Genomic DNA, 20352 nt, shown 5'->3' with positions numbered 1-20352 from the left:
AAAACTTAAGGAACCCGTAATGAGTACAATTCGTCAGCAAGACTTCATTGATAGCATTGAAGATGCATTGCAATACATTTCTTTTTATCACCCTCTCGATTTCGTACAAGCCTTAGAAAAAGCTTACAACAAAGAGCAAAGCAAAGCGGCAAAAGATGCCATTGCGCAAATTTTAATTAACTCTCGTATGTCTGCTGAAGGTAAACGTCCACTTTGCCAAGATACCGGTATCATTACCTGTTTTGTAAAAGTAGGTATGGATGTTAAGTGGGATAAAACAGACATGACTGTACAGCAAATGGTTGATGAAGGTACACGTCGCGCATACTTAAATCCAGATAACCCGTTACGCGCATCAATTGTTGCAGACCCTGCTGGTACGCGTAAAAACACCAAAGACAATACTCCATCAGTTGTTCATATCGACTTAGTGCCAGGTGCTGAAGTAGAAGTAATGGTGGCAGCTAAAGGTGGCGGCTCAGAAAATAAAACGAAAATGGTTATGCTTAACCCATCTGATGATGTGGCTGCATGGGTTGAAAAAACATTACCAACAATGGGTGCGGGCTGGTGTCCACCTGGCATGCTAGGTATAGGTATTGGTGGTACTGCAGAAAAAGCAGCGGTACTTGCTAAAGAATCATTAATGGATCCGGTTGATATTCATGAGCTGATTGAGCGTGGCGCAGAAACAACTGAAGAAAAAATGCGTATCGATATCTTCGAACGTGCAAACAAATTAGGTATTGGCGCACAAGGTCTGGGTGGTTTAACAACAGTTGTTGACGTGAAAATCAAAACTGCACCGACTCATGCAGCATCAAAACCAGTGGTAATGATCCCGAACTGTGCAGCAACTCGTCACGTTCACTTCACGTTAGATGGTTCAGGTCCAGCTGATCTTAAAGCGCCGAAACTTGAAGATTGGCCAGAAGTTACGTTTGAAGTAGGTGAAGGTACACGTCGTGTTGATTTAAACACACTGACTAAAGAAGACACGCAAGAATGGAAGATGGGTGAAACGGTTCTTCTGTCTGGTACTATTTTAACGGGTCGTGACGCAGCACATAAACGCTTACAAGATATGATCCAATCAGGTGAAGGTTTACCTGAAGGCGTTGATTTTGATAACAAGTTTATCTACTACGTTGGCCCTGTTGATGCAGTAGGTGATGAAGCGGTAGGTCCTGCTGGCCCTACAACTGCAACACGTATGGATAAATTCACTGATATGATGCTAGAAAACACTGGCATCATCGGTATGATTGGTAAAGCCGAGCGTGGTCCTGCAACAGTTGAATCAATCAAGAACAATAAGTCTATTTACTTAATGGCGGTTGGTGGTGCAGCTTACCTTGTATCTAAAGCAATCAAAAAAGCACGTGTAGTGGCTTTTGAAGATTTAGGTATGGAAGCAATCTACGAGTTTGAAGTAGAAGATATGCCAGTAACGGTTGCTGTTGATAGTGAAGGTGCGAATGCGCATACACAAGGCCCTGCTATTTGGAAAGCAAAAATCGAAGAACTTGATGGTAAATTAAAATAATCATCCTGTAAGTCTTTTAATAAAAAACGGCGCATCTGCGCCGTTTTTTTTCAGCTCTGACCAGTCTCGGCTATTTTTTCTGCATGCCCTTAAAAAGCAGATACTACTTGGCTTTATCGGCACATTTTCCTTGTCACTTTTTCTTTACGCTATACTTTACCTTTACGTTCACGTAATAAAGTTGGTGATGTTAATATTTTGTTTTGAATTAACAATGCTCAATTCAAACTTTGGTTGGTATATTTTTTCTTTTATAAGTTGTTTTTTGAGTTGTTATTTCTGTCATTGAACTTTGCTTAGTTTTATCATCTCATATAGTGGTAAGCGAGCATATGAAGTGATAAAGTCTCGGCAATTTCAGCGCTCACACCCCTTAGGGTAAGAAAATTTCGGAGTATTTAACTGTGGCTGTATTTAATAAAGTCGACTTTGATAACCACGAGCAAGTGGTATTTTGTTCAGATAAAGAATCAGGCCTAAAAGCTATTATCGCGGTTCACAATACCAAGTTAGGTCCAGCTGTTGGTGGTTGCAGAATGTGGGATTACACAACAGATGAAGATGCTGTAACAGATGCACTTCGTTTATCAAAAGGTATGACGTATAAAAATGCTGTAGCACGTTTACCATTTGGTGGCGGTAAGTCAGTGATCATCGGTAATGCTAAAGAAATTAAATCAGAGCAACTTTTTCGTGCATTTGGTCGCCAACTAGAGCGTTTAAGCGGTAGCTACTATTCAGCTGAAGATGTAAACATCACCTGTGATGATGTGGCTATCATGAATAAAGAAACTAACTATGTATTAGGCCTTGAAGGTAAAAGTGGCAACCCATCACCATTTACGGCATACGGTACATTCTTAGGTATTAAAGCTGCTTTACAGCATCAACGTGGTCATCAAGATCTAGCTGGCATCAAAGTAGCCGTGCAAGGTTTAGGTGCCGTGGCATATGGCCTTTGTAAGCACCTGCATGAGGCGGGCGCAACATTATTTGTAACAGATATCAACGAGCAAGCTGTTGAGCGCGTTGTTAACGATTTTAACGCAACGGCTGTTGGTATTGATGAAATCTACGACTTAGATGTTGATGTTTATGCACCGTGTGCACTGGGCGCAACGGTAAACGATAATACCATCCCTCGCTTAAAAGCAACGATTATTGCTGGTTGTGCGAATAACCAATTAGCAGAGTCTCGTCACGGTGAGATCATCCGTGAAAAAGGTATCTTATACGCGCCAGATTACGTTATTAACGCTGGTGGTATCATCAACGTTTACTACGAAACTGCGCCAGAAGGTTATAGTGCAGAAGCTTCAACTAAGCACGTTGAAGGTATTTACGATACCTTAACTGAAATCTTTGCTCGCTCAGAGAAAGAACAAAAATCAACACATTTAATTGCCGATGAACTAGCATTAGAAATCATCGAAAACGGTTTATAATTAATTAAATTAATTGTTCGAAAAGGTGCGCAGGTCGCACCTTTTTTTGTGCTCGTAATTTGTCGCAACTAAGTGACGAAGCCATTTTAACTCGTTAAACTCGATTTTTAATCTTCGAGGGTCTCTTATGGATACAGCACTTTGTGAAATCACACCGATTGATTTAGATTCTTGGCCTCGAAAGCAACATTTTGCTTTTTTCAGTGAGTTTTCTTTACCTTATTTTAATGTCTGTGTTTCACTTGATATGGCTGCGCTTTATGAAAAATGTAAAAAATCGCCGTACTCATTTTTTCATGCATATGTATACCTGACTTTGGAAGCGTGTCATGACTACGCCCCAATGCGGCAACGTATTATAGATTCTCTACCGGTACAACTGTCATCGGTACGAGGGAGTGTGGTTGAGCTTGCTGATGATGATACGTTTCGATTCAGTTATTTTGAAAAACAGGCGTCGATTGAAGCGTTTTCTAAACATGCTATTGAAGTGGGAAAAAACAGTAAAGTACAAGCTTTTTTCTCTGATGCATTTGCTGCAACAGAAGGGCAGCCAGACCTAATTCATATCTCAGTGCTACCATGGTTAAACTTTACTGGTTTTTCGCATGCGGTAAGTGAAGGTCACGGACTTGGTATTCCTAAGTTTGTATTCGGCCAGTTTGATTCAAAAACTGGAAAAATGCCTCTGTCGATTGACGTTCATCATGCCTTGATGGATGGACTTCATGTAGCGCAGTTTTTAAAGGTACTACAAGAAAAAATTACAAATTTTTGTAATTGATTGTTGCTAAATGTGATTAAAGTAAGTAAAAATTGCAACTAATGTAGTATTTTAGCAATTCGCTTAATTAAGTAAGTTGGTTCCATTCAGGGTTTTGCTTAACCCTGAACCTATAAAACTACATCACTGAAAAGAATGATAATAAATATCAGGGTCTTAGTTTATGGTGCGGGTAGTTAGCTGTATTTTACTTTTCTTGTGTTTCAATACTTTTGCAGATTCTGCACGCCTCTCTCTCAGTGATTATTTTACCGAGACTTGGAGTACACCGGCAGGCCTTCCACATAACAGCATAAATTCAGTTACACAAACAAATGACGGTTATATTTGGATAGCAACTTGGGAAGGGCTCGCTCGTTTCAATGGTCGTGAATTTAAACTTTTTACCCGTACAGAAATCCCCGGCTTACCTGACTCAGGATTGCGTAGCCTTATTCCGATGGATAATGGTGATTTATATATAGTTGGTGCACGAGGTGGTATTGCACAGCGAACTCACGGGCAATGGCGCGCTTTAGCAACATCGTCAGCTATGATAAATCATGCACTTATAACTGAACAAGGTGAGATTTGGCTTGCCCTCGAAGGAGAGGGGATTGCTTATCGGGCCGCAGAGCATGCACCTGAACAAAAACTACTTGATAAATTGAGTGTTTATCGCTTGTTACAAGACCAAGAGGGCGTTATTTGGGCGGCAACCAGTGATGGCTTGTATCAAATTATAGATAACAAGGTTAGTAAGGTTGGCCGAGATTCAGGGTTGCCGGACGCCTCCGTGTTTACTTTACTACTAACGAATTCGGGTACCTTAATTGTAGGCACCGAAAAAGGTGTATGGAAAAAGCAACAAGACAAGTTCACTTCTGTTGACCCCGTCCTTAATAAAGAATCTATCTCTAGCTTACTTGAAGATGCACATGGTGATTTATGGTTTGGTACCATTAATAAAGGGGTGTTTAGGTTAAGTGAATTGGGTTTAGAAAATTTAGCCGCTGACGATGGTTTACCAAATAATCGTATCTTATCGCTAATGCAAGATCGTGAAAAAAGCATTTGGGTCGGAACTAACGCGGGCTTATTTCGATTAAGAGAAGCCCCTTTTACAAATTGGAACAAGAGTAGAGGCCTGGCATCAAATTATGTTCGTACAGTGCTCTCTCACTCAGATGGCAGCTTATGGGTGGGCAGTAGTAACGGCTTAAATCGTATTGAAAATGGTGAGTTAACAACGCTTGAACAAGCTAACGACAAAGACCCTTTATCAGTTTTAAGCCTTACCGAAGATAAACAGGGAGGTGTTTGGCTTGGTACTTATACTGCGGGTTTAATGAAAGTTGCAGATAACAAAATTTATCCCGTTAAAAATCGAAGTAATGGTCTTATTAGTAACGAAGTTCGCGCGGTGCTATTTGATTCGTCTGATAACTTGTGGGTTGGGACTGCAGGTGGGTTAACTAAAATAGATACCTCAGGGCAAACATATTCATATACAACAGTCGATGGTTTAGCTGGCGACTTTATCATGGCCCTTGCTGAAGATGCTTATGGCAATATCTGGATTGGCACAGGCGTTGGCGTATCTATCTTAGATTCAGCTTCTGGACAAATCAGCTCATTAAAATTTCCTGATCAGTTTAGCACTGAGTATGCATTCGGCTTTTATTTGGATGGCGATAAAATGTGGCTCGCCACAGACCGAGGGCTAGTTCGCTACAACCTCAGCACAGATCAAATGAGTTTGTTTGGCCGAGAGCAAGGTTTACCAGTTGATAAACTGTTCCAAGTGATTGAACAAGGTGATTCACTTTGGCTTACCAGTAATCGCGGTGTCATTCAGGTTAACAAAGCACAACTCAATACGTTATTAGATAACCCAGCTAAACCAATGGACGTTTCCATGCAGCTTTATGACGAAGGCGATGGCATGCTAAGTGCGCAAGCGAATGGTGGCTCAAACCCCGCTGCGGTAATACATTCTGATGGTCAAATATGGGTTGCGACCGCTAAGGGCGTTGCTATTGCAGCACCAGAGCGCTTAAAAGAGGCCAGTAAACGCCGTTTGTCGACTGTAATAGAAAGTTTTGAGGTAGATGGTAAATCAATCCCTTTAACTTCTGATACTGATTTTATTAGTTTGCCGGCAGGTGTCTCACGTGTGTCTTTTAATTACGCAGGGCTTAGTTTTATTATGCCTGCTCGGCTTAACTATCAAACTCAATTAAGTGGGTACAATCAACAATGGGTAGACCGGGGGCGTCTGACCATTACCGAGTACACAAATTTACCGCCAGGTGAATATACCTTTAAAGTGCGCGCAGGCTACCCAAATAGTGATTGGCAAAATAATGAGCAAGTATTGCATTTTAAAATTGCTCCTTATTTTTGGCAAAAAACCAGCTTTAAGTTATTTATCTTAATTGCCGTTCTTTTTACCGCGTATGTCATTTATAAATATCGACTATATCACTATAAGCGAATTGAAATTGAATTAACGGAAAAAGTTGAACAGCAAATGCATGAACTAAAAACACAAGCTGATGCATTTGCCCACTTAGCAAACCATGACCAATTAACACAATTACCGAATAGACGCGCCTTTGATAGTTGGTTAGCAAATAACTTTAACCAGTTTCAAGATGAGGATAAAGCGCTCAGTATTGCGATTATGGATATTGATCACTTTAAACAGATTAATGATGATTTCTCTCATTTAATCGGTGATAAGGTGATTTGTGAAATCGCACGATTATTACAAATGAGTTTTCCAGATGAAGGCTATGCTGCACGATGGGGAGGTGAAGAGTTTACCTTACTATTCCCGCACAAAAATGCTGAACAAGCAGCACTGTTGTGTGAAAACATACGTTTACAGATAGCTGACTATGACTTTGCTGATATCGCAACAGGACTATGTGTTACGGTGAGCTTTGGTGTTGCAGATAATTCAAAAGTCACTGACTATGATCGATTACTATCTAATGCAGACAATGCCTTATACAGTGCTAAAAATAGCGGCCGCAACAGGGTTTTCATGCATAATAAGGGTTGCATGACTCCAAGTTAAGGTTTTTGAAAATAAAAAGTGTGCAAACAATTGATCTTTTTTGGTTTGCACACATTAAAGTAACAAGACTGTTTTTTAGGCGTTAGTAATGCTAAACCTGTTGTTGTTAGTTTTTTTAATTATATTTATTGTCTGTTACTGGCGCTGGGATGACATCCGTAACCATTTTTGGCAGAAAAAATACCTTAATTACTCCCTCAATGCTCAGCAAAAAAAACTGCTATTAAACTATATGCCCATCTACCAAAAGATGACGGATGCAGACCGCGAAAAGCTGGAGCGTCACATTGTCTGGTTTTTAAATGAAAAGCGCTTTATTGGCTGTGATGGCCTTAAACTTAATGATGCAATGAAGCTGATTGTAGCGGCCGATGCCTGTGTTTTAGTGCTTAATAAACCTTGGCCCCTGTATCGCAATGTAAAAGAGATCCTTTTATATCCAAGTGCTTATTATGCGCCACAAACCTCCCGCGATAATGCAGGGCTCGTAAGCTATCACAATACCGTGCGCCAAGGAGAGTCTTGGCCGGGTGGAACCTTGGTACTGAGCTGGCATGATGTTCTTGAGGGCAATCGCTTACCAAGTGATGGACATAATTTGGTGTTTCATGAATTTGCTCATCAACTCGACCAAGAAACAGGGCAAACCACAGGCACGCCATTGCTTTCGAGTAATGAGGATTACCAAAAATGGGCGAAAGTATTTAGCCGCGCATTTAATCAACTCAAAACCCACTTAGCCTATGGCATGCCTCATGTTATTCACAGTTACGGGGCAACTAATGAGGCCGAGTTTTTTGCTGTTATCACCGAAACCTTTTTAGAAAAACCCGCAGAACTCAGGCAGTTCGACCCAGAAATTTATCATTTACTGGTTGGCTTTTATCAGTTTGATCCGATTGCGTGGCATTAGTCGTCTATTTACGTCTGTTTAACACGTATTGCTGGAATCTTGCTAAGCTATTTGGTGCAATCTTAAAAGTGTGCATATAAGCAAAACAATAAAAAGTGAGATTTCAATGAAGAAAATGCTTCATACAGCGCTTGCTGTATCGATTTCACTTGCTCTATCAGGGCAAGTGGCTGCAACTGAGCAATCAAATGATGACAAATGGCAAGTAGATACACCAAAAGGCCAATTCCTAGACGCTAAAATTAGTGTTGAGCAAGGCACGTGGATGAATGTTGATATTAGCCCTGATGGTAAAACAGTGGTGTTTGACTTACTCGGCGATATTTATACCATGCCAATGTCGGGTGGTACTGCAACGCAATTAACCAGTGATATTGCATGGCAAATGCAACCACGCTTTAGCCCTGATGGTAAGCACATTGCGTTTACTTCAGACCAAGGCGGTGGTGACAATATTTGGGTTATGGATGTAAACGGTGAAAACCAAAAGGCAGTAACCAACGAAACATTCCGCTTGCTAAATAGCCCAGCTTGGAGCCCTGATGGCGACTATTTAGTTGCGCGTAAGCACTTTACTGCAAGCCGCTCTTTAGGTGCTGGTGAAGTATGGCTTTACCACAAAGCGGGTGGCAAGGGTGTGCAACTAACTGCACGCGAGAACGACCAAAAAGACTTAGGCGAGCCAATGTTCTCACCTGATGGTCGTTATGTTTATTTCTCTCATGATGCAACGCCGGGTAAAACATTCCATTACTCAAAAGACTCTGTAGCGGGCATTTATAAAATTAAACGCTACGACCGTGAAACCGGCGAGATTGAAACAATTATTGATGGTATGGGTGGGGCTATACGACCGACACCTTCACCAGATGGTAAAAAACTTGCGTATATCAAGCGTGATGATTTCCAAACAAGCTTGTATTTATATGATCTCCATACCGGTGAGCATACAAAGCTTTATGGTGAGCTTGAGCGCGATATGCAAGAAACATGGGCTATTCATGGTGTATACCCGACAATTGCTTGGACACCAGACAACGAACAACTAGTATTTTGGGCGGGGGGGTCAATCCATAAGTTAGATGTGGATGATAAGTCTGTCTCGACTATTCCATTTAAAGTTGAAACCAATAAGCAAATTCAAAAAGCAGTGCGCTTTACACAAAACATCGATAGCGATAATTTTGATGTGAAAATGCTGCGTAATGTACAAATTTCACCAGATGGTGAAACAGCTATTTTTGAGGCGCTAGGTCATATTTATAAGCGTGATTTAGAGTCTGGCAAAGTAAAGCGTCTGACTAAGCAAGACGATCACTTTGAATTATTTCCGCAGTTTTCTCGTGATGGTAAGAAGATTGTTTACACCACATGGGATGACAATGAGCAGGGCTCAGTTCGTGTTGTGTCTGCACGTGGTGGTCGTGGCGATACTATTACCAAAGAACCAGGTAAATACGTAGAGCCAACATTTAGCCCAGATGGCAAAACGGTTGTTTACCGTAAAGCGTCTGGCGGCAGTATCCTTAATCCAACATGGTCATTAGAGCCAGGCATTTACTCAGTAAGTGCTAAAGGCGGTAATTCAACACTTATCACTAAATCAGGGTATCAGCCGCAATTTGGTGCTGCGAATGACCGAATTTATGTGATGAGCCCTTGGCCAAAACCAACATTGAGCGTTGTTGAGCTTGAATCAAAACAAGTTCGTAAACTTTATGAGTCAGAACATGCAACAGAGTTTAGAGTATCACCAGATGGTCAATACTTAGCGTTTGCAGAGCGTTTTAAAGTATTTGTTACGCCATTTGTTGAGCGTGGTAAAACCATTAATATTGGTCCGAAAGATAGCCAATTCCCAATTGAGCAGCTCTCTGTTCGCGCGGGTGAAAACATCAGTTGGAGTGGCACAAGCGATAAACTTTATTGGAGCTTAGGCCCTGAGTTATATCATGCAAGCCTAGCGGGTTTATTTGATATTAACCAAAATGCTGAGACTGATTTTAAAGTTAAAAGTGGCGATAACATCGGTTTTACAAAAACCATGGCCGAGCCTAAATCAGTATTTGCGTTAACTGGCGCACGTATTATCACCATGAACGGTGAGCAAGTCATTGAAAACGGCGTTATTGTTACTGATGGTAAGCATATTAAAGCGGTTGGCAGTAAAGACAGTGTTGCTATTCCTAAAGGCGCAGAAGTAATTGATGTAACCGGTAAGACGATTATGCCGGGTATTGTTGATGCGCATGCTCACGGTTCGCAAGGCAGCGATGAGATCATTCCACAGCAAAACTGGAAGAACTTAGCGGGCTTAGCGTTAGGTGTGACAACGATTCATGATCCATCAAACGATACCACTGAGATTTTTGCTGCAAGCGAAATGCAAAAAGCGGGCATGATTGTCGCTCCTCGTATTTTCTCAACGGGTACCATTTTATATGGTGCGAATATGCCAGGTTATACATCGCATATTGATTCGTTAGAAGATGCTAAATTCCACCTTGAGCGTTTAAAGAAAGTAGGGGCGTTTAGTGTTAAATCATATAACCAACCACGTCGTGAACAGCGCCAGCAAGTTATTGAAGCAGGCCGCGAACTTGAAATGATGGTTGTGCCAGAAGGCGGTTCATTACTACAGCACAACTTAACCATGGTAGTTGATGGTCATACGGGTATTGAACACTCAATTCCTGTTGCCAATATTTACGATGATATTCGCCAGCTTTGGTCACAAAGTGATGTAGGTTATACGCCGACACTGGGTGTAGCATACGGTGGTATTTGGGGGGAAAATTATTGGTACGATAAGACCGATGTGTGGAATCACCCGCGCTTAAGTAAGTTTGTACCAAAGAATCAGCTTTTACCTCGCTCAATGCGCCGTGTTAAGGCTCCCGATCATCACTATAACCACTTTAACAATGCCCGTGTTGCAAAAGAGCTGCAAGACTTAGGTGTGTTAGTAAACCTAGGTGCTCATGGTCAACGTGAGGGGTTAGCAGCACATTGGGAAATTTGGATGTTTGCGCAAGGTGGTATGACACCACTTGAAGCAATTCGTGCAGCAACGTTAGACCCTGCTAAATACATCGGCCTTGATAAAAATATCGGTTCTCTAGAGCCGGGTAAACTTGCCGATTTAATCGTTATTGACGGTAATCCGCTAACTAACATTCGTGATACAGATAAAATCGATTACACCATGATCAATGGTCGTTTATTTGATGCTGCAACCATGAACGAAGTGGGTGAAAAAAAACGCGAAAAGTTATATTTTGAAGAAATCTAACAAAGCGAAAATCTAAACTGAAAGCGGCCATTGTGCCGCTTTTTTATTGTTTTAAATAAGGAAATTGTTTAATTCCTACTAGTTTTGCTTGGCAGATCATGCCCTCTACAAGCGTCATCAAATAGTTGCTGTGTGAGTCTAGTTGCGAACTTTCTAAGTTATTACACGCTGATAAACGCTGTTTAATTAACTGTTGAACTGCCATTTTATGCTCTTTGCAGGCTTGATTAATTGGACTTGCAGGATCAGCAAATTCAGCAGCAGTGTTAATAAATAAACAGCCATTGAAATCACCTAATTCTGTTACTTCAGAATTAAACCAAGCTTCATGGCAGCTGATCAACGTTGCTTTAAACTCTTCAACAGTGGTTTGCTTGCTGGTGGCATGCGTTAACCAATGTATAAACCTATTATGTCGCTCACTGAGGCACGCGAGTAACAATTCATCTTTACTTGCGAAATGGTGGTACATGGTTTTTTTGGCGACACCCGCCACACTAATGATTTCGTTTATTCCCACACTATGAATGCCTTTTTGATAAAAAAGTGACAAGGCGGTCAAAATAATATGTGTTCGTTTATCCATAACAAGGCCTCAATTGGAGATTAATGATAGCTTGACAGAAGTAGACCGAGTTGTCTACTATCTGCTGGGTAGACAAGTCGGTCTACTTTTCGGAGGGTTTATGGAGAATAAAGTAAGCAAAGCGGCCATTGCGGGTATATTTGCTTGTATGGCAATTTTTGTATTGGCCTATTTACAGCAATTAGGACATTACGGTGTGTGGTTGATGGCACCCTTTGGAGCAACAGCGGTGCTAGTGTTTGGTGTGCCACACAGTCCGCTTGCGAAAGCGAAGAATGTCATTGGTGGGCATCTTTTGACTGCATTAATCGGTGTTGTATTTGTAAATTATGTCGGTGTAGGGGCTGTTGAAATTGCTATAGCAACAGGACTGGCAATTAGCCTAATGATGTTGACAGATACCGTACATCCAGCGGCAGGCGCAAACCCAATTTTGATAATGCAATCTATGCAAAGCTGGGATTTTTTAGTGATGCCCGTATTAATCGGAACCGTATTTATTGTGTTGTTTGGCTATTTAAGTCAATGGATATTAAGCAACCAATTGAATAGTCATAAAAAAACCGCTAACGAGTAGCGGTTTTTTAAAATGAATGAGTGTAATGAGATTACACAACACCACGCGGTAAACGACAATCGTGGTCTTTTTCAGCTAGGTTAACAATCCAAAGCTCTTCAGCTTTGTAACCATCATCGTTTGCTGTAACAACAGTAAACGGTGCTTTCTTAGCTGTTTTAGCCGGTGCAGCGGTTTTAGTTTTGGTTTTTTTCGCTGGTGCTTTTGGTGCTTCTTCTGCTTTAGGCTCAGCTGTTTTACCAGAAGTGAGCTCTTCAGTCAGCGCTGCAACATCAGCAAGGCGCAAGTTTTTGCCACCATCGATGCTATACCAACCAGGTTTTGTAGTGATTTCAGGTTTCTTACCATTCGCTGCTTCGTATGCTGCTTCGAAGGCATTTAACACTTCTGTTTTGTCTAGTTTGCTCATCAGAGACCCTATACGTTGTAAACACAGATTAAGAATATATATTTATACCTATTTTCAGCTTACTTTTCAATTTTTTGCGATTTCCCTTCCATTTTTCACTCATAAACGCCAAAATTTGCACAAAATAGAGGGTTGAAGGACGATTTTCATATGCAACGCAAACAATTTACTCAATTATTAAACGACATTCTTAAACCTGATTCTATCGCTGACTTTTGCCCAAACGGCTTACAAGTTGAAGGGGCGAGCGAGGTAAAAAAAATAGTGACGGGTGTCACAGCAAGCCAAGCATTGATTGATGCCGCTATTGCAGAAAATGCAGATACGATTTTGGTACATCATGGCTATTTCTGGAAAGGAGAGTCGCAGCCAATCACGGGCATGAAAAAACGCCGCATAGCAGCGCTTTTAAATAATGATATTAATTTATATGGCTATCACTTACCGCTAGATATTCATCCTGACATTGGTAATAACGCACAATTGGCAAATTTACTTGGTATTGAGTTCACTGGTGGGCTTGAATCTGGTCCAAATAGTGTGCCGGTAAAAGGGCGTTTAAAAACACCACTAAGCGGTGAAGAATTTGCCGATAAAATTGCGAAAGTACTTAATAGAGCACCATTAACTAGTTTGGTCAGAAAAGAAAAAATCGAAACAATCGCTTGGTGCACCGGGGGTGGCCAAGGGTATATTGATTTAGCGGCTGCTCAAGGGATTGATGCTTATCTTACTGGTGAGGCCTCTGAGCAAACGATTCATAGTTCACGCGAGCAAGGCATCGACTTTTTTGCAGCAGGACACCATGCTACTGAGCGTTATGGCATTAAAGCCTTAGGCGAACTTTTAGCTGAGCAGCATGGTTTTGATGTAACGTTTATCGATATCGACAATCCAGTCTGATTAAGTCTACAGCGCCTCTGGATCAATCCAGCGGCGCACACTTACCCAAGCACTGCCAATTTTTTCATGAGCGACTCTGGTAACGGCAACCAGTACATCATCATCTGGTATAAACTGCTTATACGTCGGATACTGACTAAAATCTTGGAAGTCAGTTGCCGCAGGGATCACATCAACACCTTGTGCATTAAATAAATCTTTCGCTCGCGGCATATGGCTTGCTGAGGTGACTAGGGCTGTTTTTTTATCGACTAAATAAATGGCAAGTCGCTTCGCTTCTTCAGCGGTATCCATAGCGAGGGGATTTTGCTTAATTCGGGAGCCTTTAATGCCGAGCGCTTTTGCTGTTTCAAACATGAGCTGGCTATTGGTGGTGTTAGCAAAACCGCCCCCTGATACATAGAGAGTGGCGTTTGGGTAGTGGTGGGCAAGCTTAACACCTTCAAGTAATCGACCTAGCGCACAATCGCCTAACTGGTGATTAGCGGCAAGGCGTGAGTTGGGCATTATAGAGCAGCCAAGTACCACAATATTATCGAGTTTAGGGTGTTTTGCTTGGTTAAATTGCCATGCAGGGTTATTGCTTGCAGCTATCAGTGACTGACCAATAAATGGCGTGCTTATCAGCATTAAAGTTAAAATGCTAACAAAGCCAAAGTAGAGTGCTTTGCGTTTATGGGCAATGGCTAAAAATACCATCACTAAAGTAAGCAGCCCGAGCAACGGCAGGGGCATTAATAATGAGCCAATGATCTTTTTAATTTCAAACATGTATCAGCATTATTGTTTGTAACAGATGCAGCTATGTTAATTATTTTGCCTTTCTTTAGCGACCGTTATTTTGCTTACACGTATTTAAAAAGTGGCGATAAACAGGGTTATCTTTCATATTCTTTTTCATCGCTAAATACATAGGGCGAGTAAGGCCAAGTGCACCTAACGGAATCGACTTAATGAGTCCTTGGCTTTCATAAGGGGTGACTAGCCAATCTGGTAATGCTGCAACACCCATTCCAGCGCTCACTAATTGGAAAATCAATAAACCTTGGTCAACTGTTTTAAGCGTGCCATCAAAGCGTGCATTTTGAATAAAATGTTTAAAGATATCTTGGCGCTCTCGCGGGATAGGGTACGAAATAATAGTTTCGTTTTTTAAATCAAGGGCGGTGACATAGGCTTTTTTTGCCAACTCATGATCCGGTGCAACGATTAATTTTAATTTAAAATCAAACAGGTGAGCATACTCAAGCTGATCGGGTTCACGAATATCAGAAGTCAGCACAAGATCTAACTCATCATTAATTAAATCTGGAATGGCGTCGTAGCTAAAGCCGCGCTCATAATCAATTTTGATATCAGGCCAAAAGTTATTAAATTCTTTGATAGTTGGTAGCAACCAATGAAAACAGGCATGACACTCAACACTTAAACGTAAATTTGAAATTGGCTGGTTAAGGCTTTCTTTTAAACGACACTTTGTCGCTTCAACCCTCGGTAAAACCTCATTAGCAAGCTCCAGCAGTAACATGCCTTGCGGTGTAAAACGCACAGGCTGCGTCTTACGTTCGAACAGTTGGCAATCTAGCTTATTCTCGAGATCTTTAATTTGATGTGATAAAGCCGATTGAGTTAAAAACAACTCGCGGGCGGTATTGACCAAAGAGCCTGTCTCTTTAAGGGTCGCTATGGTTTTTAGGTGCTTTATATCAATCATCTTTAAAAAATCTCATGAAAAATGTGAGCCAAACTCAGATTACGAACATAGTACGCTTAAGAATTTGTTTTTTCAACGTCTAGACGTCTAAAATTCGTGGTTACTTTAACTGTTTTTTTACAATACGCTTTTTCACTGTCAATTGACATCGCTGTCATTGTTTTTTTTACTTAATTTATATCAAAAAGCTATGAATATACCTCAAGTTGTTTTTTGGAGATCTCTTTAGGTTTTTGATTAGGGTTAACTCACTTCTCACTTAGGCAAAGCGACCTGACTTACAACTAAGATATTATTTTTAAAACTGTTATTATCGTGTAATCAGTACGATTTTATTTTTCAAAGGGATACCAGTGTTACGTACACTACTTTTAACCTGTGCTTGTTGGGTTATTCCTGCTCTCGCTGGCACTATTTATAGCCAGTTTCCAACAGAGATTGATCCGCATGAGCACTATGTTTTTTATTCCCATGGTTTTATCGTCGAAGGTAAAAACCCTAAGCCTGTTCACAAAACCTTTGGTGTTTATGACTTTATTGCGGTAAAAGAAGCACTTGCAGATGATAGTTATCATTTAATTGCCTATCACAGGCCAAAAGGTACTGAGCCATTTGCATTTGCGAAAAAACTTGCTGCAGATGTTGAAGCATTGATCAGCGCCGGTGTTGATGAGTCGAATATTAGTTTGGTTGGTTTTTCACGGGGCGGGGCATTGTCGATACTGGCAGCCAATGAGCTTAAACGCACACATATTAACTTAGTTATATTGGCAGGTTGTGCTGGCCTAATAAAAAAGAACTCATCAGTTAAAGCTTACGGCAAGGTTTACTCTATCTTTGAACGCTCAGATCAGGTTGGCTCTTGCCAGTTTTTAATTGATAGAAGTTCAGTAACTAAGTTCGAAGAACTAAGCATCAATACGGGGCTCTCCCATGGTGCATTTTATAAGCCAAAAGATGAGTGGCTGTTACCAATTAAGAAGTGGCTAAAGGATTAACTATGCCTTATTTATTGCTCGTTTTTGTGATCAGTGTTTTCGGCGTGAGCTCAGTAAGCGATGCTGAGCCATTTACTTTGCCGCGCACTAATACTGTTTTAGTTAAAGATAAACATATCGAAAACGAATACCCCATTACAATTAAACTGCCACGCAGCTACCAAAAACAAAACCAGAAGCGCTACCCCGTTGTTTACCTGTTGGATGCAAACTACAGTTTGCCAATTGCCTCTGGTGCTAGTCGCTTTATGATGAATTCGGGGGCGATGGAAGAGGTGATTATCGTCGCAGTAGGGTATCAAAAAGGTGTGCCGGGGCTTAATAGCCGTATTTATGACTATACGCCATTTGAAGATAAAAATTGGCAACGTAAAACTGGCGGAGCAAGCCAGTATCTAAACTTTCTAAAACAATCTGTATTGCCATATATTAAGGCTCACTACAGAACAAACCAAAAAAGTACATTAGTCGGTAACTCGCTGGGTGGTTTATTTGCTTCCTTTACCTTATTTACCGAGCCTTCGCTTTTTTCAAGTTACATTATCGGCAGTCCTTCAGTATGGTTTAAAGAAAACTCAATATTAGCTATGGCTGTAAAACCAGCTGCCAACACAACAAAAGTTTACATCGCAGTGGGTGAACTTGAAGAAAGCGAAGGTGAAAAAATGGTGTCGGGCGCAAGGCAATTAGCAGCTAAAATTAATAAACAAAGTGGCGCGCTTGTTACAACAAATTTATTTGTTATTCCTCAGGCACGCCATGCAACCGCATTCCCAACAACGATTACCCAAGCCCTAGACTGGATTTACCAGACTAATACTAACCCGCAATAATACTTAATTAAGCGGATTGGTATAAGAGCAATTAAAGAGCGTGACACTTTTTATATTTTTTACCACTACCACAAGGACACTCGTCATTACGGCCAATTTTAATATCTGCAACTGGCGTTATATCACCATCTAGGTAACGCCATAGGCCATCTTCTTTAATAAAACGCGACTTTTCGTGTAACTCACAATACAAGTTTTGGTAAAAGTAATTTGCTTTAAATTCTACAAAACCTTCTTGATCATTATATTCTGTATCTAAAACACTGAGTTTGGTAAAACGGCAGCTATTAGCAAAATCTTTAATTTCGCGAACCGGGTTTGCGGTTTGTTGGCTTTGTGCATAGGTGCTAAATACATATTTTGCATCTTTCAGCGCGTATGCACTAAAACGAGAACGCATAAGTTGCTCTGGCGTATCAGCTTGGCTTGCACCTGTATGAAAAGGTTGGCAGCAAAGCTCGTAAGTCGATTCGCTGCCACAAGGACAAAGGGGGTGGGTGAGTGATGTCATAACAACTTACCTAAAACTATAAATTGTTATTTTAACAAGCCTATTGTGGCTGCGGTACTAAATTGTTTAATTGAGCGCTTGTTGTAAAACAATAAAACTTAGCAGATGCTTGCTCAAGATTTAGATTCATCGAATCAAGTTGATGATTGTTTACGATATCTGTCCATGTGATCACTGCGGCAAAATTACCATTATGTAATGCAGAGCTAAGTACGTACTCAAGGTTAACTAAATGCTTTTGTCTGATCACAAGTAGTTTGCTGGTATCAATCGAACACGAATCTAATAATGCTTTGCTAGGAACATGATCAGGGGCAATTAATAGTGTCCATGCATTTTGGCTATTGTAATGATGCAATACTTTTAATAGCTCAAAGGTTGCTGATATTTCGTCTTCAATTTGAATTAAATTAACAGACGCTTTGTCGTTATCTTGTTGGTAGCTTTTAACTGTTCTTAAGGTAATTGGCTGTAACATAACTTTCACTCACTGGTTGTTTATACAGTATGTGTATACAGTAGTTTATACAGTGTTTTTGCGCAAGTACTTTTTTGCTATTTTTTAACCAATTATTCAGTTTTATGTTAATTAAATTTATTTAGTTCTTATTAAACAATGGGTTACTTTTTTGTTTTGGAAGGTTAAAAAGGTGAAAAATTTATCATTAAAATTATACAGTATTCTATACAGTACTGTATGAGCTGCTATATTTTGCTTCTATACAGGTGTTTTGCATAAAAAAGCCGGTTTAAAAACCGGCTCTTTATCTTTGCAATTTTGCTATTTGTCTAAGTAGGTATTTAAAAACTCAAGATATGCGTTTGAGGCTTTAATGCGGTTTTCCTTTTTAGTAAAACCATGGCCTTCATCATCGAATAATACATATTCGACAGGCACACCATTTGCCTTTACAGCGGCAACGAGCTCATCGCTTTCAACCTGTAAAACGCGTGGGTCATTAGCACCTTGGATCACCATTAATGGCTTAGTGATGTTTTTAGCATGAAATAGTGGCGAAATTGCACGGTGACGCTCACTGTCTGTCGCGGGATCGCCCATTTCATCGTACAGTGCCTTTTTAAAGCTTTCCCACCATGGTGGAATCGAGTTTAAGGTTCTAACCCAGTTTGTTACACCAAAGATATTAATGCCTACTTTGAATTCTTCAGGTTCAAAGGCAAGTGCTGCGGCGGTCATAAAGCCACCGTAGCTGCCCCCCATGATACCAATTTTATCGGCATCGACCCAATCTAGGCTTTGCAGGTGTTTTTTACCGTAAACAATATCTTGTAAATCATCAGTGCCATGTTTTTTATCATCTAAATGGAAGAAGGTTTTACCATAGCCTGAGCTGCCTCGGTTATTAACCGCAAAAATGGCATAACCATGATTGACTAGATGTTGCTGCATCGCACTATATCCAGTACGGCTTTGTCCACCAGGGCCGCCATGCACCCAAACTAAAGCAGGTACTTTATTGTTGCTGTTGGCTTGCTTAGGTTTATATAAAACCCCCGGGATTTCTAAGCCATCGAAGCTCTTAAAGCGCACAATTGTGCTCTCAACTAAGTCACTTTGATTAATTGCATCACTTAATGTGTTAGTTAATTGTTTAGCTTTCGGCTCACCGACTTGCCACACAAATAAATTGCTTGGCGAGGTGTCTGAATTTAAATAAAACGCCATAGTTTTTTCATCAGCTGAAAAATTAACACCACGTAAGTTACCTGCAGGCAACGATGGCATAGTAATACCTTTACCTGTGGTGGTATCGATTATCGACACCTTAGTGCTGGCGTCGGCATTAACACCACTTACTTGATAACGGCCAGATTTAGAGAAGTATATAAAGCTGACATCCCACTCATCTTTGAGGGCAGGGCTGTGCTCGCCGGTAGTTAAGTCATAACGCCACACTTGTGCAAACTCACCTTTAGCATCGGTTGAGTAATACAATGATTTACTGTCTCTTGAGAAGGTTTCTGGGCCATACTTAGCGTCGTCGTCATGACGGGTGATAAGCTCTGGTTTAAGGGTTTTTTTACGCGTATCGAGAATGAACACATCGCTGTCTTTGTTCGAATTGTTTTTCGATAAAGCAATAAAGCGGCCGTCAGGGCTTATAGCACCGACATCCAGCCCCATGGTATTTTGATAAACCGGCGTTACTTCATAGCTGTTAGCATCAACACGATATAGGTCCATAAACTTAGCATCACGCTGATTGCTGGTTATAAAAAAGTGTTTACCGTCTTCTGTGAAGCCTGCAAATCCTGCACGGGTTTCTTCACCTGGGGTGAGGTCTTTAACTGTGCCGTCTGTTTCGCGAACATAGATGTGATACCGCTCGTTACCACCTGAGTCTTTAGTAAATAGTACGCGCTCATCTTTAGGGAAATAAGCCACTGCATAAGTACTGTCTTCAAAGTCTGTTAAGCGGGTTTTTTTGGCGGTTTTTATATCTACTTCATACAGGCTATAAATGCCGCTTTCATCACTGCTAACGAGTATTTTGTCGCCTTTTGGTGAAAAGCTGCTGCCCATAATTGAGGTTGTATCAAAAAAGGTTTCAGCATCATACTGTTTAACAGTTTGGCTTTGTTGCACGCTTTCGGTGCTGCTTGTTGATTGGGTTGATTGTGAACATCCTGCAAGTGCAAGGCTGAGTGCACATGCCACGGCTGCTAGTTGAAAACTCGGTTTCATTGTAATTATTCCTTGTTAATTTTTCGTTATAAAGTGTTGCCTGTTCATAATCTAAACGCAAGTTTTACCC

The 20352-nt window shown here is 40.8% G+C and carries 17 protein-coding genes; 10 read left to right on the top strand and 7 right to left on the bottom strand.

The window, feature by feature from the left end:
* The first annotated feature begins 19 nt into the window (after window positions 1–19).
* The 6 genes from AAEU31_RS11335 to AAEU31_RS11310 all read left to right on the top strand — a co-directional run bounded on the left by AAEU31_RS11335 (window position 20) and on the right by AAEU31_RS11310 (window position 11044).
* Complete coding sequence (locus AAEU31_RS11335; protein ID WP_062570698.1) at window positions 20–1546, top strand: fumarate hydratase; 1527 nt, start codon at window positions 20–22, stop codon at window positions 1544–1546.
* Window positions 1547–1950: 404 nt separating this feature from the next.
* Window positions 1951–2991, top strand: coding sequence for a Leu/Phe/Val dehydrogenase (locus AAEU31_RS11330; protein ID WP_135924167.1), 1041 nt, complete (start codon window positions 1951–1953; stop codon window positions 2989–2991).
* A gap of 127 nt (window positions 2992–3118) precedes the next feature.
* Window positions 3119–3775, top strand: coding sequence for a CatA-like O-acetyltransferase (locus tag AAEU31_RS11325; RefSeq protein WP_421967263.1), 657 nt, complete (start codon window positions 3119–3121; stop codon window positions 3773–3775).
* 163 nt (window positions 3776–3938) lie between these two features.
* A complete protein-coding gene (locus tag AAEU31_RS11320; protein WP_421967262.1) occupies window positions 3939–6839 on the top strand; it encodes a two-component regulator propeller domain-containing protein in 2901 nt (966 codons plus the stop codon).
* An 88-nt stretch (window positions 6840–6927) separates the two neighbouring features.
* The gene (locus AAEU31_RS11315; protein WP_199525812.1) at window positions 6928–7752 is read left to right on the top strand and encodes a M90 family metallopeptidase; all 825 of its coding nucleotides are present in this window, start codon (window positions 6928–6930) and stop codon (window positions 7750–7752) included.
* Window positions 7753–7858: 106 nt separating this feature from the next.
* Window positions 7859–11044 (top strand): amidohydrolase family protein, encoded by a 3186-nt coding sequence (locus AAEU31_RS11310; RefSeq protein WP_421967261.1) that lies wholly within the window; start codon window positions 7859–7861, stop codon window positions 11042–11044.
* Between the two features lie 43 nt (window positions 11045–11087).
* Here the strand turns inward: AAEU31_RS11310 and AAEU31_RS11305 are convergent, their stop codons facing one another.
* Entirely contained in the window at window positions 11088–11630 is a 543-nt protein-coding gene (locus tag AAEU31_RS11305) for a TetR/AcrR family transcriptional regulator (RefSeq protein WP_421967260.1), read from the bottom strand.
* Window positions 11631–11730: 100 nt separating this feature from the next.
* On the opposite strand from AAEU31_RS11305, the gene AAEU31_RS11300 reads away from it, so the two are divergent.
* On the top strand, window positions 11731–12207 hold the full coding sequence (locus tag AAEU31_RS11300; RefSeq protein ID WP_421967259.1) for an HPP family protein: 477 nt from the start codon (window positions 11731–11733) through the stop codon (window positions 12205–12207).
* A gap of 31 nt (window positions 12208–12238) precedes the next feature.
* Here the strand turns inward: AAEU31_RS11300 and AAEU31_RS11295 are convergent, their stop codons facing one another.
* Complete coding sequence (locus tag AAEU31_RS11295) at window positions 12239–12616, bottom strand: hypothetical protein (RefSeq protein WP_063706001.1); 378 nt, start codon at window positions 12614–12616, stop codon at window positions 12239–12241.
* A gap of 150 nt (window positions 12617–12766) precedes the next feature.
* On the opposite strand from AAEU31_RS11295, the gene AAEU31_RS11290 reads away from it, so the two are divergent.
* Window positions 12767–13519, top strand: coding sequence for a Nif3-like dinuclear metal center hexameric protein (locus AAEU31_RS11290; protein WP_138556787.1), 753 nt, complete (start codon window positions 12767–12769; stop codon window positions 13517–13519).
* Between the two features lie 6 nt (window positions 13520–13525).
* Here AAEU31_RS11290 and AAEU31_RS11285 read toward each other — a convergent pair whose 3' ends face one another.
* Together AAEU31_RS11285 and AAEU31_RS11280 are read right to left on the bottom strand one after the other, a co-directional pair.
* Window positions 13526–14290: a YdcF family protein gene (locus AAEU31_RS11285; protein ID WP_421967258.1), complete on the bottom strand. Its 765-nt coding sequence runs from the start codon at window positions 14288–14290 to the stop codon at window positions 13526–13528.
* A gap of 55 nt (window positions 14291–14345) precedes the next feature.
* Window positions 14346–15233: a LysR substrate-binding domain-containing protein gene (locus AAEU31_RS11280; protein WP_054551603.1), complete on the bottom strand. Its 888-nt coding sequence runs from the start codon at window positions 15231–15233 to the stop codon at window positions 14346–14348.
* Between the two features lie 353 nt (window positions 15234–15586).
* Here AAEU31_RS11280 and AAEU31_RS11275 point away from each other — a divergent pair, with 353 nt between their 5' ends.
* Both AAEU31_RS11275 and AAEU31_RS11270 read left to right on the top strand, forming a co-directional pair.
* Complete coding sequence (locus AAEU31_RS11275) at window positions 15587–16231, top strand: dienelactone hydrolase family protein (protein WP_421967257.1); 645 nt, start codon at window positions 15587–15589, stop codon at window positions 16229–16231.
* Between the two features lie 2 nt (window positions 16232–16233).
* Window positions 16234–17064: an alpha/beta hydrolase gene (locus AAEU31_RS11270; RefSeq protein ID WP_421967256.1), complete on the top strand. Its 831-nt coding sequence runs from the start codon at window positions 16234–16236 to the stop codon at window positions 17062–17064.
* Between the two features lie 31 nt (window positions 17065–17095).
* On the opposite strand, the gene AAEU31_RS11265 is transcribed toward AAEU31_RS11270, so the two are convergent.
* The 3 genes from AAEU31_RS11265 to AAEU31_RS11255 all read right to left on the bottom strand — a co-directional run bounded on the left by AAEU31_RS11265 (window position 17096) and on the right by AAEU31_RS11255 (window position 20282).
* Window positions 17096–17575 (bottom strand): YchJ family protein, encoded by a 480-nt coding sequence (locus tag AAEU31_RS11265; protein WP_421967255.1) that lies wholly within the window; start codon window positions 17573–17575, stop codon window positions 17096–17098.
* Window positions 17576–17615: 40 nt separating this feature from the next.
* The gene (locus tag AAEU31_RS11260) at window positions 17616–18053 is read right to left on the bottom strand and encodes a SulA-like leucine-rich domain-containing protein (RefSeq protein ID WP_199525799.1); all 438 of its coding nucleotides are present in this window, start codon (window positions 18051–18053) and stop codon (window positions 17616–17618) included.
* Window positions 18054–18356: 303 nt separating this feature from the next.
* A complete protein-coding gene (locus AAEU31_RS11255; protein ID WP_421967254.1) occupies window positions 18357–20282 on the bottom strand; it encodes a S9 family peptidase in 1926 nt (641 codons plus the stop codon).
* Window positions 20283–20352: the final 70 nt, after the last annotated feature.

The sequence above is a fragment of the Pseudoalteromonas thalassia genome (assembly GCF_049257215.1).
In the GTDB taxonomy this organism is placed as follows: Bacteria; Pseudomonadota; Gammaproteobacteria; order Enterobacterales; family Alteromonadaceae; genus Pseudoalteromonas; species Pseudoalteromonas lipolytica_C.
The sequence above is the reverse complement of the archived record's forward strand: the minus strand, read 5'-3'. Positions and strand labels throughout refer to the sequence as shown.